The organism is Klebsiella sp. X13 (genome assembly GCF_003323835.1).
Classification (GTDB): domain Bacteria; phylum Pseudomonadota; class Gammaproteobacteria; order Enterobacterales; family Enterobacteriaceae; genus Klebsiella; species Klebsiella ornithinolytica.
Genome location: NZ_CP030874.1, coordinates 4489687 through 4504820 on the forward strand (window position 1 = coordinate 4489687; position 15134 = coordinate 4504820).

Annotated in this window: 12 protein-coding genes; all 12 read right to left on the reverse strand. The window is 57.3% G+C overall.

Features of this window, described 5'->3' with window-relative positions:
• Positions 1 to 62: 62 nt before the first annotated feature.
• On the reverse strand, positions 63 to 1214 hold the full coding sequence (gene ftsZ, locus DSD31_RS21390) for a cell division protein FtsZ (protein ID WP_004857884.1): 1152 nt from the start codon (positions 1212 to 1214) through the stop codon (positions 63 to 65).
• A gap of 62 nt (positions 1215 to 1276) precedes the next feature.
• On the reverse strand, positions 1277 to 2539 hold the full coding sequence (gene ftsA / locus DSD31_RS21395; protein WP_004857881.1) for a cell division protein FtsA: 1263 nt from the start codon (positions 2537 to 2539) through the stop codon (positions 1277 to 1279).
• Positions 2536 to 3369: a cell division protein FtsQ gene (ftsQ, locus tag DSD31_RS21400; RefSeq protein WP_004857878.1), complete on the reverse strand. Its 834-nt coding sequence runs from the start codon at positions 3367 to 3369 to the stop codon at positions 2536 to 2538. The genes ftsA and ftsQ overlap by 4 nt, the downstream gene beginning before the upstream one ends.
• Position 3370: 1 nt before the next feature.
• Positions 3371 to 4291, reverse strand: a complete 921-nt coding sequence (locus DSD31_RS21405) for a D-alanine--D-alanine ligase (protein WP_004857876.1) — start codon at positions 4289 to 4291, stop codon at positions 3371 to 3373.
• Positions 4284 to 5759 carry a UDP-N-acetylmuramate--L-alanine ligase gene (murC, locus tag DSD31_RS21410; RefSeq protein WP_004857874.1) on the reverse strand — a complete coding sequence of 492 codons (1476 nt, stop codon included), beginning with the start codon at positions 5757 to 5759 and terminating at the stop codon, positions 4284 to 4286. The genes DSD31_RS21405 and murC overlap by 8 nt, the downstream gene beginning before the upstream one ends.
• Positions 5760 to 5806: 47 nt before the next feature.
• The gene (murG, locus tag DSD31_RS21415; RefSeq protein ID WP_015585162.1) at positions 5807 to 6877 is read right to left on the reverse strand and encodes an undecaprenyldiphospho-muramoylpentapeptide beta-N-acetylglucosaminyltransferase; all 1071 of its coding nucleotides are present in this window, start codon (positions 6875 to 6877) and stop codon (positions 5807 to 5809) included.
• A complete protein-coding gene (gene ftsW / locus DSD31_RS21420; RefSeq protein WP_004857870.1) occupies positions 6874 to 8133 on the reverse strand; it encodes a cell division protein FtsW in 1260 nt (419 codons plus the stop codon). Before ftsW ends, murG begins: the two co-directional genes overlap by 4 nt.
• Entirely contained in the window at positions 8133 to 9449 is a 1317-nt protein-coding gene (gene murD / locus DSD31_RS21425; protein ID WP_113991298.1) for a UDP-N-acetylmuramoyl-L-alanine--D-glutamate ligase, read from the reverse strand. Before murD ends, ftsW begins: the two co-directional genes overlap by 1 nt.
• Positions 9450 to 9451: 2 nt before the next feature.
• Entirely contained in the window at positions 9452 to 10534 is a 1083-nt protein-coding gene (gene mraY / locus DSD31_RS21430) for a phospho-N-acetylmuramoyl-pentapeptide-transferase (RefSeq protein ID WP_004857865.1), read from the reverse strand.
• Positions 10528 to 11886, reverse strand: coding sequence for a UDP-N-acetylmuramoyl-tripeptide--D-alanyl-D-alanine ligase (gene murF / locus DSD31_RS21435; RefSeq protein ID WP_044351119.1), 1359 nt, complete (start codon positions 11884 to 11886; stop codon positions 10528 to 10530). The genes mraY and murF overlap by 7 nt, the downstream gene beginning before the upstream one ends.
• Positions 11883 to 13370, reverse strand: a complete 1488-nt coding sequence (murE, locus tag DSD31_RS21440; RefSeq protein ID WP_015585164.1) for a UDP-N-acetylmuramoyl-L-alanyl-D-glutamate--2,6-diaminopimelate ligase — start codon at positions 13368 to 13370, stop codon at positions 11883 to 11885. The genes murF and murE overlap by 4 nt, the downstream gene beginning before the upstream one ends.
• On the reverse strand, positions 13357 to 15123 hold the full coding sequence (locus DSD31_RS21445; RefSeq protein ID WP_004857856.1) for a peptidoglycan glycosyltransferase FtsI: 1767 nt from the start codon (positions 15121 to 15123) through the stop codon (positions 13357 to 13359). Before DSD31_RS21445 ends, murE begins: the two co-directional genes overlap by 14 nt.
• Positions 15124 to 15134: the final 11 nt, after the last annotated feature.

A 15134-nucleotide genomic window follows, 5' to 3' on the forward strand; every position in this document is an offset into this window, starting at 1 on the left:
ACAATACATTCGGATGGGCAGTTTAGCACAAAGAGCGCTGATGCCCAACTTCCAGCCAATTCTTAATCAGCTTGCTTACGCAGGAACGCTGGGATATCCAGATAATCCGGCTCTTTCGCAGTTTGCGGTGTATTGTCGTTCACCACCTTCGCAACCGGTTTCTGCTCTTGAGTTAACGGAGCCATACCGTGCTGCTGGTAGCGATCCATGACCGGCTGCTGAACCTGCTTGTTGGTCACCAGGGTAATTTCCGGACGCTTGTCCATACCGATACCGGTGGCCACAACGGTCACACGCAGTTCGTCGTTCATATCCGGGTCAAGGGAAGTACCGATAACCACGGTCGCATTATCCGAAGCGAAAGCACGGATAGTGTTACCCACGGTTTCGAACTCATCCAGACGCAGGTCGAAGCCGGCCGTAATGTTGACCAGAACGCCGCGCGCGCCGGACAGATCGATATCTTCCAGCAGCGGAGAAGAGATAGCCATTTCAGCCGCTTCTTCCGCACGGTCTTCACCGCTCGCCACGCCGGAGCCCATCATCGCATAGCCCATTTCGGACATTACGGTACGCACATCCGCAAAGTCGACGTTCATCAGACCCGGACGGGTAATCAGTTCGGCGATACCCTGTACTGCGCCTTTCAGCACGTCGTTTGCTGCGCCGAAAGCGTCCAGCAGAGAGATACCGCGGCCGAGAACTTTCAGCAGCTTGTCGTTCGGAATGGTGATCAGCGAGTCCACATGCTTGGACAGCTCGGTGATCCCCTGCTCGGCGAACGCCATGCGCTTTTTGCCTTCAAAATTAAACGGTTTAGTGACCACCGCAACGGTCAGGATGCCCAGATCCTTCGCCACTTCAGCGACGACTGGCGCTGCACCGGTACCGGTGCCGCCACCCATACCTGCCGCGATAAACACCATGTCTGCACCATCAAGAGCAGCACGCAGCGCTTCACGGTCTTCATCAGCCGCATTGCGACCGACTTCCGGGTTTGCACCGGCACCCAGACCTTTGGTAATACCGCTACCGATCTGAATGGTCTGGCCAACAGCCGTTTTACGCAGCGCCTGCGCGTCGGTGTTCACCGCAAAGAATTCAACACCTTCGATACGCTCGCGCACCATGTGCTCGACGGCATTGCCACCGCCGCCACCGACGCCGATGACTTTAATCACCGCGTCGTTGGTCAGTTCCATAGGTTCAAACATAGTTTCTCTCCGTTTTGTGCCTGTCGCCTGAGAACGCTAATTTTCTGCGTTCTCTTAAAAAATTAAAACTCTTTTCGCAGCCAGCTATTAAGTCGCTTAATCCACGAGCCAACTGATGCAGTTACGCGTTTTTCCACTTCTGCTTCACCACTGAGATGCGATTCCTTCCCGTAGTGCAGCAACCCAACCGCCGTCGAATAATACGGCTCCTGGGCATAATCCGTTAAACCGGTAATATTCAGCGGCGCGCCAATACGAACCTGCGTATGGAACACGCGCTGAGCACAGGCGGCAAGGCCTTCAATTTGCGCGGCGCCGCCCGTTAAAACAATCCCTGCCGCCAGATGGTGCTTCACCCCTTGCTGGCGCAGCTGCTCTTGCAGTTGCAGAATCTCTTCATTCACCAGGTTGAGCAGCTCGGTATAACGCGGCTCAATCACCTCTGCCAGCGTCTGGCGCTGCAGACTACGCGGCGGACGCCCGCCCACGCTCGGTACTTCGACGTTTTCGTCTTTACCGACAATGGAACCCAGCGCACAACCGTGGCGAACTTTAATCGCTTCGGCATCGCTCGGCGGCGTTCCGAAAGCGTAGGCGATGTCGCTGGTGACCACGTTGCCCGCGTACGGGATCACTTTGGTATGGCGCAGCGCGCCGCCGGTATACACGGCGATATCCATTGTACCACCGCCGATGTCCACGACGCAGACACCCAGCTCACGTTCATCTTCCGTCAACACGGAATAACTGGCCGCTAAACCGGCGAAAATGAGTTGGTCCACTTTCAGACCGCAACGTTCCACCGCTTTAACAATATTTTTCGCCATATCGTTATGGCAGGTAATCAGATGGACTTTTGCCTGCATACGTACGCCGGACAGACCGACCGGGTTTTTAATCCCTTCCTGGTAGTCGATAGCGTATTCCTGCGGGATAACGTGCAGAACACGATGCTCATCGCGTACGCGGACCGATTTCGCGGTATGCACCACGTTCTCAACGTCGTCCAACGTGACTTCTTCTTCTGAAATCGGCACCATGCCAATTTCATTTTGACAGCTAATATGTTTACCTGAAAGCGCCAGATACACTGACGAAATCTGGCAATCCGCCATCAGCTCGGCCTGATCAATGGCGCGCTGAACGCATTTCACCACGGATTCCAGGTCGTTAACCCCGCCTTTATCCATACCACGCGATGGGCAGCTGCCCACGCCAATGATATTGACCACGCCGTCGGGCAGAACTTCCCCTACTAAAGCGGCAACCTTCGCGGTGCCAATCTCCAGTCCAACTACCAGTTTTCTGTCCGTCGCCTTGATCATTGTTGTTCTGCCTGTGCCTGATTCTGTTGTTGATTAGTTTCCTCTGCGGGAGCAGGTACCCAACCTACCGCCGCGCCCGAGTCATAACGCAAATCAACGTAGCTTATCCGTTTGCCGTCGGTCTGCGCTTGCTGCTGTAGAACCGGGTAGAGTTCCATAAAGCGCTGAAGCCGTTTCATGGTATCGCCTCGGCCAAGGTTGAGCTTAATATCGTTATTCAGCGTCAACTGCCAGGAACGACGAGCGGTCATCGCCGCCACTTTCAACGTGAACTTATCCTTTGCCAGCACCTGCCCCATGTCGCGATACCCCTGCAACACTTCGTTCTCACTGCCTTCCGGGCCATACAACATCGGTAAATTCTGCTTATTGGTCCGATCCGCCGGGACGCTGAAGGAATTCCCTTCTACGTCGACCATATGTTGATCATTCCAACGCGCAATCGGCACATATTCAACCAGATGAATCTTCAATTCGTCCGGCCACTGCTTTCTGACGCTCGCCTGCTTAATCCACGGCAGGCGCTCAATCTGACTCTGGATGATGTTGACATCCTGCGTCATAAAGGTCCCCGGGGAACCCAGCGCCAGAATTGCCTGGCGGATATCATCGTTACGCGTGTAGTGACGCTCACCGGTAACAACCATCCTGGACAGAGGCAAACGCTGTGCATCCTCCATCCAGCCCAGAACCATCCACCCGCTGACCAACACGGTACATAGCACCGTCAGCAGGAAGACAATCCCGGCCAGACGAGTTCCATTACTCCGACGCGAAGAAGAGGCTTCCTCTTCTTCGTGGTTCCGCGTATTCAGCGCAGCCTGCGACATATCACCCCGCCAGGTCCAGAATTCGAACAACAAGCTGCGAGAAGCTCATCCCGGCCTGACGCGCCGCCATCGGCACCAGGCTGTGGCTGGTCATGCCAGGGGAAGTATTTGCTTCCAGCAAATAAAACTGGCCATCGCTGTCCAGCATCACATCAATACGCCCCCAACCTTTACAACCGAGAACATTCCAGGCTTTAACTACCAGGGCCTGAATTTCTGACTCGCGGGCAGGATCTTCACAACCTGGGCAGAAATATTGCGTCTCATCAGAGAGATACTTCGCCTCATAATCATAGAAGGTTCCAGCCACCTGGATACGAATTGACGGTAAAATTTCTTCACCGACGATAGCGACGGTGAATTCAGGCCCACTAAGCCATTTCTCAATCAGAACATCTTCATCATGCTGAAAAGCCAGCGCCAATGCATTATGTAATGCACAACTTTCGCTGACTTTCGACATGCCGACGCTCGAGCCTTCGCAAGCCGGTTTAACAATCAGCGGCAGACCCAGTGCGGCAATCTGCTGTTCAACTTCAGCAGACAGGCCAGCATTGAACTGCGCACGCGTCAGCGCGACCCATGGAGCGACCGGTAATCCCGCGCCCTGCCACAACAATTTGCTGCGAACTTTGTCCATAGAAATCGCCGACGCCATCACGCCGCTGCCGGTGTAAGGCAGCTGAATCAGCTCCAGCAGCCCCTGCAACGTCCCATCTTCGCCACCGCGACCATGCAACGCAATAAACGCTTTCTTAAAGCCCAGCGCTTTCAACCGGGTAACATCCACGTCGCGCGGATCGACAGGGTGCGCATCCACGCCAGCTTCACGCAGGCCCGCCAGTACCGCAGTCCCTGAATTGAGCGACACTTCGCGCTCAGCAGAGGTACCGCCGAAAAGAACCGCGATTTTATCAGCCATGGCGCTCCTCCTCCGCTTTTTGCGGCACGAGTTTGATTTCAGCCAGGTGGCGTGCGATTTTTCCTATGTTTCCCGCGCCCTGCACCAGGATCAGGTCATTCCCGGTCAGCACCGATGCCAGCATCTGTGCCGCCTGGGCCGGATCGGAAAGCAGAATCGGATCCACCTTGCCGCGACCGCGAATCGTACGGCACAGCGAACGGCTGTCGGCGCCAGGAATCGGCGCTTCACCGGCGGAATAAACGTCCAGCATCAGCAGGGCATCAACCTGAGTCAGCACGTTAGCGAAATCGTCATACAGATCGCGCGTACGCGTAAAACGGTGCGGCTGGAATAACATCACCAGATTTTTATCCGGCCAGCCGGCGCGCGCCGCTTTGATCGTGGCATCCACTTCAGTCGGGTGATGACCATAGTCATCGATCAGCATCGCGCTGCCGCTTTTGCCATTGACCTCAGCCAACGGATATTCACCGAGAAAATCAAAGCGACGGCCGGTTCCCTGGAAACTTTCCAGCGCCCGCAGGATCGCGCTGTCATCAATTCCCTCTTCCGTCGCGACCGCAACCGCCGCCGCCGCGTTCAGCGCGTTATGGCGACCGGGCGCATTCAGCGTCACCTGAAGCACTTCTTTATCCTGACGAACCAGGCGGAAGTGGCCCTGGGCGCCGACCTGACGATAATCTTCTACGCGCACGTCGGCATCTTCGCTAAAACCGTAGGTGGTGATCTGACGGCCAACGCGCGGCAGCAGTTCACGAATCACCGGATCATCGACACACATCACCGCGCGACCATAGAACGGCAGGTTGTGCAGAAAGTTAATAAAGGTCTGCTTCAGATTTTCAAAGTCGCCATGATAGGTATCCATGTGATCGGCTTCGATATTGGTCACAATCGCGACCATCGGCTGCAGATGCAGGAACGACGCATCGCTCTCATCCGCTTCCGCAATCAGATAGCGGCTATGGCCGAGGCGGGCGTGAACGCCTGCTGCTTTAACCAGTCCACCGTTGACAAAAGTGGGGTCAAGACCTGCTTCCGCGTAAATACTGGAAACCATTGCCGTGGTCGTGGTTTTACCGTGAGTGCCGGCAATCGCAATGCCATGACGAAAACGCATCAGCTCTGCCAGCATTTCCGCGCGGCGAATGACCGGAATACGCGCTTCATGCGCGGCAACAATCTCCGGGTTTTCCGCAGAGATTGCGCTGGAAACGACAACCACGCTCGCATCGCGAACGTTTTCCGGGCGATGGTTGAAATAGATCGTGGCGCCAAGTTGCGACAGCTGTTGCGTAACCGGATTCGGCGCCAGGTCGGAACCGCTAATCTGGTAGCCTTCGTTAGCCAGAACTTCGGCAATACCGCCCATACCGGCACCACCGATGCCAACAAAGTGAATATGCCGGACGCGACGCATCTCGGGCACTATGGAACGCAGTTTCGCCAGATCTTGTGTATTCATTCTTTACGCCATCAACTTCTTTATACGGGCGGTGAGATTCACCGCGATTAGCGCGCCAGTGCTGCAGCGCTCACTTCTTCTGCTACCCGTTCGGTAGCATCCGGAATCGAGGCTCTACGCGCTCGTTCCGCCATATCCAGCAGCGTTTCCCGATCCCAGCCAGCCAGCGTCTGCACGACGGCATCAACGGTGAACTGAGGTTGTTCGAGAATTTTCGCTGCGCCCGCTTTCTCCAGCGGCAGTGCATTCCAGTACTGCTGACGATCCTTGTGCTGAAACGGCACAAATAACGCCGGTAAACCTGCAGCGGCAATTTCACTCACCGTCAGCGCACCGGAACGACACACAACAACATCGGCCCAGGCATACGCCGCCGCCATGTCATCAATAAATTCAGTCACTTTATGCTGCGGCTGCCCGGCATCCGCGTAGGCCTGCTGGACCGTCTGCTGGCCGCCTTTCCCGCTTTGATGCCAGATAGTGACCGCCGGGCCCAGTTTCCCCGCCACCTGCGGCATCGTCTGGTTCAGCACGCGAGCGCCCTGCGAGCCCCCCACCACTAGCACGCGAATCGCTCCCTGGCGCCCGACCAGACGCTGTTCCGGTAACGGCAGCGCCAGCACATCAGTACGCACCGGGTTGCCCACCACGTCAGCATGCGGAAACGCACCTGGGAACGCCTGCAGCACCTTCTTCGCGATCTTTGCCAGCCATTTGTTTGTCAGGCCAGCAATGCCGTTTTGCTCATGCAGCACCACCGGGATACCCAGCGACCAGGCCGCCAGGCCGCCAGGGCCGGAAACGTAACCGCCCATCCCCAGCACGACGTCCGGCTGGAAACGCTTCATGATCTCCCGCGCCTGACGCCAGGCGTTGAAGATACGTACCGGCGCTAACAGCAGCGCTTTCAGCCCTTTACCGCGCAGGCCGGATATACGGATAAAATCAATCTCAATGCCGTGTTTCGGCACTAAATCCGCTTCCATACGATCGGCGGTGCCGAGCCAGCGAACCTGCCAGCCCTGGTCCATTAAATGGTGCGCGACCGCCAGCCCAGGGAACACATGCCCACCGGTACCGCCCGCCATCACCATTAACCGCTTTTCCTGACCGCTCATCGAACACCCCGTGTAAACGCCTGGGCTTTTTCCAGACGCGTTTCATAATCAATTCGCAACAGCAACATGATGGCCGTCGACATAATCAGCAAACTGGAACCGCCGTAACTGATAAGCGGCAGCGTCAGGCCTTTAGTGGGCAGCATGCCTGCCGCCGCCCCGACGTTAACCAGCGCCTGGAAGCTAAACCAGATTCCAATGGCGCAGGCCAGGAAGCCGGAAAAGCGATGATCAATCTCCAGCGCCTTACGCCCAATCGACATGGCGCGAAAGGCGACGAAGAATACCATTAATAGGGCCAGTACCACACCGATATAACCGAGTTCTTCGCCGATAATGGCGAAGATGAAATCGGTATGCGCTTCCGGTAAATACTCCAGTTTCTGTACCGAGTTGCCTAAGCCCTGCCCCCACATTTCACCGCGGCCGAAAGCCATCAGCGACTGAGTCAGCTGGTAACCACTGCCAAACGGGTCTTCCCACGGGTTCCAGAAAGAGGTTACGCGGCGAATACGATACGGTTCGGCAAGGATCAGCAGCACCACCGCCGAAATCCCCATGCCGATAATGGCGATGAACTGCCACAGCTTGGCGCCGCCGAGAAACAGCATCGCCAGGGTGGTGACGAACAACACCACTACCGTACCGAGGTCCGGCTGCGCCAGCAGCAGAATCGCCAGCACGAAAATGACGCCCATCGGCTTTAAGAAGCCGCGCAGGTTATTCCGCACCTCATCGCCTTTACGCACCAGGTAGTTGGCGATGTAGCAGAACAGCGACAGCTTGGTAAACTCCGCAGGCTGAATACGCAGCGGACCCAATGCAATCCAGCGCGATGCCCCGTTTACCGAGCTACCGACGACCAGGACGATCAGCAACATAACGATCGAAGCAATCAACATCGCCGTACTGTGCCGCTGCCAGAACTCCATCGGCAGACGCAGCGTCACGAGAGCCAGGCCCAGCGCCAGAAGAATGTATAACCCGTCGCGCTTGGCGAACAAGAAAGGATCGTTAGCCAGGCGCTGCCCTACCGGCATAGAAGCCGAGGTCACCATAATGAAACCCACGGCGGCCAGGCCAAGCGTCAACCACAACAGCATCCGGTCATACATCACCAGGCTATCGTTATCTTTCTGCCGCGAGCCCATCACCCAGCCTTTCAGCGCCGCAAACAGCCAGGCGAAGATAAACATCCCCGGCAGGCGCGGCAGTCTCCACTGAGGCATTTTCAGGCGCGGGAGGGATAAACGCATCAACCTAACTCCTTCGCCAGGCGGGCAAAGACATCGCCCCGTTGTTCGAAACTCTTAAACTGATCGAGGCTGGCACAAGCTGGCGATAACAGCACCATATCGCCCGACTTCAGCAGCGGGGCAATCTGGCGCATCGCCTCTTCCATCGTCCCGGTTTGCGTCGCCACTTCCGGACGCAGTGCCGCCAGCTGCTCGCCATCGCGACCGAAGCAGTACAGGCGGATATTGTCGCCCGCCAGATAACGCTTCAGCGGCGTGAAATCAGCGGATTTCCCATCGCCACCCAGCAGCAGATACAGAGTACCGTCCAGATGCAGCCCGTTCAGCGCCGCTTCGGTACTGCCGACGTTGGTGGCTTTGGAATCGTTGATCCAACGCACGCCGTTATGATCCAGCACCAGCTGAAAACGATGTGCCAGGCCGGTAAAGGTGGTCAGCGCCTTGAGACTGCTGGCCCGCGGCAGACCGGCGGCATCAGCCAGCGCCAATGCCGCCAGCGCGTTGCTGTAGTTGTGCTGCCCGGTGATGTGCATCTCTTTGACGTTCAGGATCTTCTCACCTTTCACCCGCAGCCAGGTTTCTCCCTGCTGGCGGTTAAGGTGATAGTCGCCGACATCAACGCCGAAGCTGATGCAGCGCTCATCGGCGCCGCGTACCGGCATCGTCAGCCCATCATCGGCATTCACGATGCAGGTTTTCGCATTTTCATACACCCGCAGTTTGGCCGCACGATACTGCTGCAGGCCCAGCGGATAGCGGTCCATATGATCCTCGGTCACATTGAGGATCGTCGCGGCCACCGCCCGCAGACTGGAGGTAGTTTCCAGCTGGAAGCTGGAGAGCTCCAGAACGTACAGTTCGCGGTCCGCATCGAGTAACATCAGGGCCGGCAGGCCGATATTGCCGCCGACGCCAACATTCATGCCGGCCGCTTTTGCCATCTCGCCTACCAGCGTCGTCACGGTGCTTTTCCCGTTAGAACCGGTAATAGCGATAACCGGCGCCTGCGCTTCGCGGCAGAACAGCTCAATGTCACCGACGATTTCCACGCCGGCATCCGCTGCCGCGCTCAGCGCAGGGTGCGCCAGCGCGATACCAGGGCTTGCCACAATCAGATCCGCTGCCAGCAGCCAGTCTTCATTCAGGCCCCCCACGTAGCGTTCCACTTCTTCCGGCAGCTTCTCCAGCCCGGAAGGCGCGACGCGGGTATCCATCACGCGCGGCGTCACGCCGCGCGCCATGAAAAAGTCCACGCAAGACAGCCCGGTAATTCCCAGGCCAATAATGACGACTTTTTTACCCTGATAATCTGCCATGATTAACGTACCTTCAGCGTCGCCAGGCCAATCAGCACCAGCATCAGCGAAATAATCCAGAAGCGCACGATAACGCGCGGCTCCGGCCAGCCCTTCAGTTCATAGTGGTGGTGAATCGGAGCCATACGGAAGATGCGCTGACCGCGCAGCTTGAAGGAACCGACCTGCAAAATAACCGACAGAGTCTCCACCACGAATACGCCACCCATAATCACCAGCAGGAACTCCTGACGCAGCAGCACAGCAATGATGCCCAGCGCGCCGCCGAGAGCCAGGGAACCGACATCGCCCATAAAGACCTGCGCCGGATAGGTGTTGAACCACAGAAAACCGAGACCCGCGCCCACGATCGCCGTACAGACGATGACCAGTTCCCCGGCGTGGCGCAGATAAGGGATATGCAGATAGTTGGCAAAGTTCATGTTGCCCGTTGCCCATGCCACCAGCGCGAAGCCCGCCGCCACAAATACGGTCGGCATAATCGCCAGGCCATCAAGACCATCGGTCAGGTTGACCGCATTGCCGGTACCGACAATCACGAAGTAGGCCAGCAGAATGTACAAGAGCCCCAGCTGAGGCATGATGTCTTTAAAGAACGGTACAACCAGCTGAGTCGCTGGCGTATCTTTACCGGCCATATACAGCGCAAACGCAACGCCCAGCGCAATCACCGACATCCAGAAGTACTTCCAGCGGGCGATCAACCCTTTGGTGTCTTTACGCACGACCTTACGGTAGTCATCGACGAAACCGATGATGCCGTAGCCTATCAGCACGGTCAGCACACACCATACGTACGGGTTGGACGGATAGGCCCACAGCAGGACAGAGACCACAATGGCGGTCAGGATCATAATCCCGCCCATGGTTGGGGTGCCTTTCTTGCTGAAATGCGATTCCGGGCCGTCGCTACGTACGACCTGACCGAAGGAGAGTTTTTGCAGACGGGCGATCATGCGCGGGCCCATCCACAAAGAGATGAACAGCGCGGTCAGCAGGCTGACGATGGCGCGAAACGTCAGATAGGAAAAGACGTTAAAGCCGGAATAATATTTGACCAGATGTTCGGCCAGCCATACTAACATGTTCCATTCTCCTGTAATGCGCGTACTACCTCTTCCATGGCGGCACTACGTGAACCCTTCACTAAAATGGTGATGATCTTGTGTTCCGCCGTCAGCTCGCGTAGTCGGGCCACCAGCGATGCTTTATCGCTGAGATGCTCGCCCACGCCGCTGGCGCGGCTAATTTCTGCGCTCAGCACGCCGGTGCTGAGTACCCGATCAAGCCCTGCCGCTTTTGCCGCTTCGCCAACCTGACGATGGCATGCCTCGCTTTCCGTACCCAGCTCGGCCATATCGCCCACGACCAGCACCCGGTAGCCCGGCATCTCGGACAGCACCTGCACTGCGGCAGTCATTGAACCGACGTTGGCATTGTAGGAATCATCAAGCAGCAGCTGGTTTTCGGCGAGCGTAATGGGAAACAGCCGTCCCGGCACCGCTTTCAGCTGCGCCAGACCGGCTTTCACCGCATTTAAGTCGGCGCCCACCGCCATCGCCAGCGAGGCAGCAGCCAGCGCGTTGGCGATATTGTGGCGACCCGGCAGCGGCAGCAGAACATCCACGCTTCCCATCGGGGTTTGCAGCGTAAATTCTGTCCCGTGGCTGGTAATATGAATCTGGCTAGCCGCAAAATCGCTGTTGGCCGCATTCGGCGAGAAACGCCATACCTTGCGTGCGCCAATCACGCTTTGCCAGTTCAGCCAGTCGTTATTGTCAGCATTCAGGATGGCAATGCCATTTTCCGGCAGACCGGTAAATATTTCGCCCTTCGCTTTCGCCACGCCCGCCAGGGAGCCGAAGCCTTCAAGGTGAGCGGCGGCCAGATTGTTGACCAGGGCAGCTTCCGGGCGCGTCAGGCTGACGGTCCAGGCAATTTCGCCCTGATGGTTAGCGCCTAATTCGATTACCGCATAGCGATGCTCTGGAGTCAGGCGCAGCAGCGTCATCGGGACGCCAATGTCATTATTCAGGTTGCCGGCGGTATAGAGCGTATTGCCGCACTGACCGAGAATCGCCGCCGTCATCTCTTTCACCGACGTTTTCCCGGAAGAGCCGGTCAGCGCCACAACGCGAGCCGGCACCTGCTGACGAACCCACGCCGCCAGCTCGCCAAAGGCCAGGCGGGTATCTTTCACCACCACCTGAGGTAAATCACACTCCAGCTGACGGCTGACCAACAGCGCGCCGGCGCCGGCTTCTTTCGCCTGCTCCGCGAAATCGTGAGCATCAAAACGCTCGCCCTTTAAGGCAACGAACAGGCAGCCTGCCGTAATCTTACGGGTATCCGACGTGACCTCATCGACGGCCAGATCGCAACCATGCAGTTCACCGCGCGTCACGTCGGCGAGCTGGCTTAACATCAAGCGAATCATGCTACCGCTCCCAGCAGACGGGCTACGGTGACGCGATCGGAGTAGTCAAGACGACGGTTGCCAACAATCTGGTAATCCTCATGACCTTTGCCAGCGACCAGTACGACATCCCCCTCGGCAGCCTGCATCACGGCGTTTGTCACCGCTTCAGCCCGGCCTTCTTTCACCTTCGCGTGTCCGGCGTCAACCATACCAGCGAGGATATCGTTGATGATGGCGCGAGGCTCTTCGGTGCGCGGGTTGTCATCGGTCACCACAACAATATCGGCAAACTCTTCGGCGATGGCGCCCATCAGCGGACGTTTGCCCTTATCGCGATCGCCGCCGCAGCCGAAGACGCACCACAGCTTGCCGTTACAATGCAGACGCGCCGCCTGGAGCGCTTTTTCCAGCGCATCCGGGGTATGGGCATAATCCACCACCACGGTCGGTTTACCCGGCGCGCTGAACACTTCCATACGGCCACAGACCGGCTGCAGACGAGCCGCGGTTTTCAGCAGCTCAGCCAGCGGATAGCCCAGGGCCAGCAGCGTGGCCAGCGCCAGCAGTAGGTTGCTGACGTTAAAGGCGCCCATCAGGCGGCTTTCAACTTCGCCCTTGCCCCAGCTGGAATCAAACTGGATGGTGGCCCCGCTATCGTGATAGTTCACCGCCGTAGCCTTCAGCCAGCGGCCGTGACAGTCCGGGTTAATACGATCTTCCATCGATACGGCAACCGCGTCCGGCAGCTTCGCCAGCCAGCGGCGGCCCACTTCATCATCGGCGTTGACGATAGCCTGTCCGCAATGATGGGTGGAATAAAGCAGCCATTTTGCCGCTTCGTAATGTTCCATATCACCGTGATAATCCAGGTGATCGCGGCTCAGGTTTGTAAAGACCGATGCGGCAAACTGCAGCGCCGCCACGCGGTGCTGAACCAGACCGTGGGAAGAGACTTCCATGGCCGCGAAGGTAGCGCCCTGCCCTGCCAGACCTGAAAGCACGTGCTGAACATCGACTGCTGAACCGGTGGTATTTTCCGTCGGAATGACCTTGTCCAGCAGACCGTTGCCAACTGTTCCCATCACCGCACTGGTTTCGCCAAGCAAGCTGGCCCACTGCGCCAGCAGCTGCGTGGTGGTGGTTTTACCGTTGGTACCGGTGACGCCAATCAGGCGCAGTTGCTCTGAAGGCTGATGGTAAAAACGCCCGGCCAGCGCGGATAAGCGCTCGTTGAGCTGGCTGAGATAAATGACCGGCACGCCGTGCATTTCACGGATTTCGCCGTCAGCAGCCTCATCTTTGGCCTCTGCAATAATGGCAGCAACACCTTGCGCTATCGCCTGCGGGATATAACGACGCCCGTCCGCCTGATGACCTAATACCGCGACAAAGAGATCGCCGGAAGCAGCCACCCGGCTGTCCAGCGTCATCTCTCGCAGAATTCGCTCCGGCGCATTTGGCACCCACGGAGCGAGAAGGTCGCGCAAATTACGATCTGCCACCTGTTCCCTCGCCTTGATTAATCACAAATTCACTTTTTTCGCCCGTTGCCAACGCATCCGGCTCGATGTTCATGGTGCGCAGTACGCCGCCCATGATGGCACCGAAGACCGGCGCGGAAACGGCGCCGCCGTAGTATTTACCCGCCTGCGGGTCGTTGATCACCACCACCAGCGCAAAACGCGGGTGGCTGGCGGGCGCAACGCCTGCGGTGTAAGCAATATATTTGTTGATGTAGCGGCCATCTGGCCCCACTTTCTTCGCCGTACCGGTTTTGATCGCAATGCGGTAGCCTTTAATGGCCGCCTTCACGCCGCCGCCACCGGGCAGCGCCACGCTTTCCATCATATGCACGACGGTACGAACGAGAGGTTCCGGGAACACGCGCTCACCGGGAACCGGTGGATCAACTTTGGTAATCGACAGCGGGCGATAGATGCCATAGCTGCCGATCGTTGCATAGACTCGCGCTAACTGTAACGGCGTTACCATTAGCCCGTAGCCGAAAGAAAAGGTGGCCCTCTCTATGTCAGACCACCGTTGTTTTTGAGGATATAAGCCACTGCGTTCTCCGACCAACCCCAAATTGGTCGCTTTTCCGAGTCCAAAACGTGAGTAAGTATCTACTAACGCTGAGGACGGCATCGCTAACGCCAGTTTGGAGACACCGACGTTACTCGACTTCTGTAATACCCCGGTCAGGGTCAATTCGCTATAGCGCGCCACGTCTTTGATCTCGTGGCCGTTAATCCGGTAAGGAATGGTATTCAGCACGGTATTTTCGTTCACAATGCCGCGCTGTAGCGCCGTCATCACCACCATTGGCTTGACCGTCGAACCCGGTTCAAACACGTCGGTGATGGCGCGGTTACGCATGATGTCTTTCGCCGTACCGGAGAAATTATTCGGGTTATAAGAGGGGCTGTTCGCCATCGCCAGCACTTCGCCAGTGCTGACATCGACCAGAACCGCACTCCCCGATTCGGCTTTGTTAAACGCCACGGCATTATTCAGTTCGCGATAAACTAACGCCTGCAGACGCTCATCGATACTCAACGCCAGATTGTGCGCGGCCTGGCTGTCGGTAGAGGAGATATCTTCAATAACGCGGCCGTAGCGGTCTTTACGCACGATGCGTTCCCCGGGTTGACCGGTCAGCCATTTATCAAAGCTCTTCTCGACGCCTTCAATCCCCTGGCTATCCACGTTGGTGAAGCCAATGAGGTGAGCGGTAACTTCACCTGACGGGTAGTAACGGCGCGACTCTTCGCGCATGTGAATCCCTGGCAGCTTCAGCTTCTTGATGTAATCCGCCATATCAGGATTAACCTGACGCGCCAGATAGATAAAACGCATTCTCGGATTGGTGTTGATGCGCGATGCCAGCTGATCCAGCGGCATGTTTAACGCATCGGCCAACGCCTTCCAGCGGTTATCGAGAGTGACACCGCCGGCATCGTGCAGCTCTTTCGGATCCGCCCAGATAGCCTTCACCGGCACGCTCACCGCCAGCGGGCGGCCGGAGCGGTCGGTAATCATTCCGCGGGCGGTGGAGACTTCCTGCACGCGTAAAGAACGCATATCACCCTGACGAACCAGCATGTCCGGGCTGATCACCTGTAGCCAGGCCACGCGACCCAGCAGGAAACCCAGCGCGATTAAAATACACCCGCACAGCAACGCAAAACGCCAGCTAATAAAGCTGGCCTGTTCTTCCTGACGTTTTGGTTTTAGCGTTTTCGGCGCTGCTTTCATGCGTCGCAATA

What these genes read in the sequence shown, in the direction of transcription:
- murC (WP_004857874.1), bottom strand. Translation starts at nt 5,759, where the DNA reads ATGAATACACAAGATCTGGCGAAACTGCGTTCCATAGTGCCCGAGATG.
- ftsA (WP_004857881.1), bottom strand. Translation starts at nt 2,539, where the DNA reads ATGATCAAGGCGACGGACAGAAAACTGGTAGTTGGACTGGAGATTGGC.
- ftsW (WP_004857870.1), bottom strand. Translation starts at nt 8,133, where the DNA reads ATGCGTTTATCCCTCCCGCGCCTGAAAATGCCTCAGTGGAGACTGCCG.
- DSD31_RS21445 (WP_004857856.1), bottom strand. Translation starts at nt 15,123, where the DNA reads ATGAAAGCAGCGCCGAAAACGCTAAAACCAAAACGTCAGGAAGAACAG.
- murD (WP_113991298.1), bottom strand. Translation starts at nt 9,449, where the DNA reads ATGGCAGATTATCAGGGTAAAAAAGTCGTCATTATTGGCCTGGGAATT.
- murF (WP_044351119.1), bottom strand. Translation starts at nt 11,886, where the DNA reads ATGATTCGCTTGATGTTAAGCCAGCTCGCCGACGTGACGCGCGGTGAA.
- DSD31_RS21405 (WP_004857876.1), bottom strand. Translation starts at nt 4,291, where the DNA reads ATGGCTGATAAAATCGCGGTTCTTTTCGGCGGTACCTCTGCTGAGCGC.
- ftsQ (WP_004857878.1), bottom strand. Translation starts at nt 3,369, where the DNA reads ATGTCGCAGGCTGCGCTGAATACGCGGAACCACGAAGAAGAGGAAGCC.
- ftsZ (WP_004857884.1), bottom strand. Translation starts at nt 1,214, where the DNA reads ATGTTTGAACCTATGGAACTGACCAACGACGCGGTGATTAAAGTCATC.
- mraY (WP_004857865.1), bottom strand. Translation starts at nt 10,534, where the DNA reads ATGTTAGTATGGCTGGCCGAACATCTGGTCAAATATTATTCCGGCTTT.
- murG (WP_015585162.1), bottom strand. Translation starts at nt 6,877, where the DNA reads ATGAGCGGTCAGGAAAAGCGGTTAATGGTGATGGCGGGCGGTACCGGT.